Raw genomic sequence first — 1,205 nt, forward strand, 5'->3', positions numbered from 1 at the left:
TAGATGCTGAAATAGAACGGCCCAGTACTTACTAAGGTAGAGCCAATACTCACAACAGCCTCTCCTCCGGTAGTACAGTCCACAGTTGTTGCAATGGAAATATCAAGATCGGTTGGTGGCGAGGCCACCAAGACATCCTGGATCAGTACCGAACACCCATTGGCATCCACGATGTTGATTTGGTAAAGCCCGAAGTCCACCACGTCAAAGCTCACCGAAGTGGAGCCGGTAGCATTGAGCTCAGAATTGTCGTAACCATTGGTACCTGTTACAAAATAGTTATATGGTGCAGTTCCCCCTGTTACTCCATCGATAATGATGGATCCTTGGGAAACGCCCGAAGTAGTACAGGTGATGTCAATGGTATGGTAATCTACCGCAATGGCATCCGGTTCACCGATAGTCACTGTTTCAGTAGCCTCACAGGACTTGGCATCGCTAAGGGTTACCGTATAGGTACCTGCAGTCAATCCAGAGGTCTGTGTACCATAGTCCACTCCCGTGGTATCGTTGTTTACGTTGATGGTAAACGGTGGCGTCCCTACCGTAGTATCGATGGTCACGGCTATCGAAGCGTTGGCATCGCCGTTACATAATATTGGAGCATCCAAAGCCACGGTAAGGTCTGGCATGGAAATAGGCTGAACTGTGATTACACCTGTTTCTGCTGTACATCCGCTGGCATCGGTTACCTGGAATTGGTAGGTTCCGGCCGTTGCCGTGGTATAGGTAAAGGTAGCTCCAGTAGCACCCAATGCACTGTAGGCAGCGCCACCAATCGATACCGCATAGGTATATGGTGGTGTTCCTCCCCCTATGGTCCCCTCGATAATGGCATCGGGAGAATCGGTACAGTCCAAATCCTTTACTAGGACAGCTCCCATGGTAAGGGCCGGAAGCGGATCGATGGTATAGGTTTCCGTATAGGTACAGTCGTTGGCGTCCTTAACCTGAAAGGTATAGGTGCCCGGCTCAAGGTCGGTAAATTCATTTGAGGCCTGGTAGGCAGTGGCTGCTGAGGCTGGTGCAATGATCTGGTATTCCAAAATTCCCGTTCCCCCCGTTACCGTAGCAACTGTAATTGTAGCCGTGTTCGACGGACAGGTTACAGGCGTACTGGTAAACTCTACATCTGTTGGAGGATCCAAAGGTTCTATAACTATTGGAGCTGTGATATAGATACAGCCTGTGGAATCTTGAATGGT

Annotated in this window: 1 pseudogene; it reads right to left on the minus strand. The window is 49.7% G+C overall.

From position 1 onward, the window contains the following. Window positions 1–1,205: pseudogene (locus tag ZA05_RS16610) on the minus strand (chromophore lyase); the annotation flags it as partial.

Origin of the sequence: Mangrovimonas sp. TPBH4, assembly GCF_001280505.1 — a bacterium.
GTDB lineage: Bacteria > Bacteroidota > Bacteroidia > Flavobacteriales > Flavobacteriaceae > Mangrovimonas_A.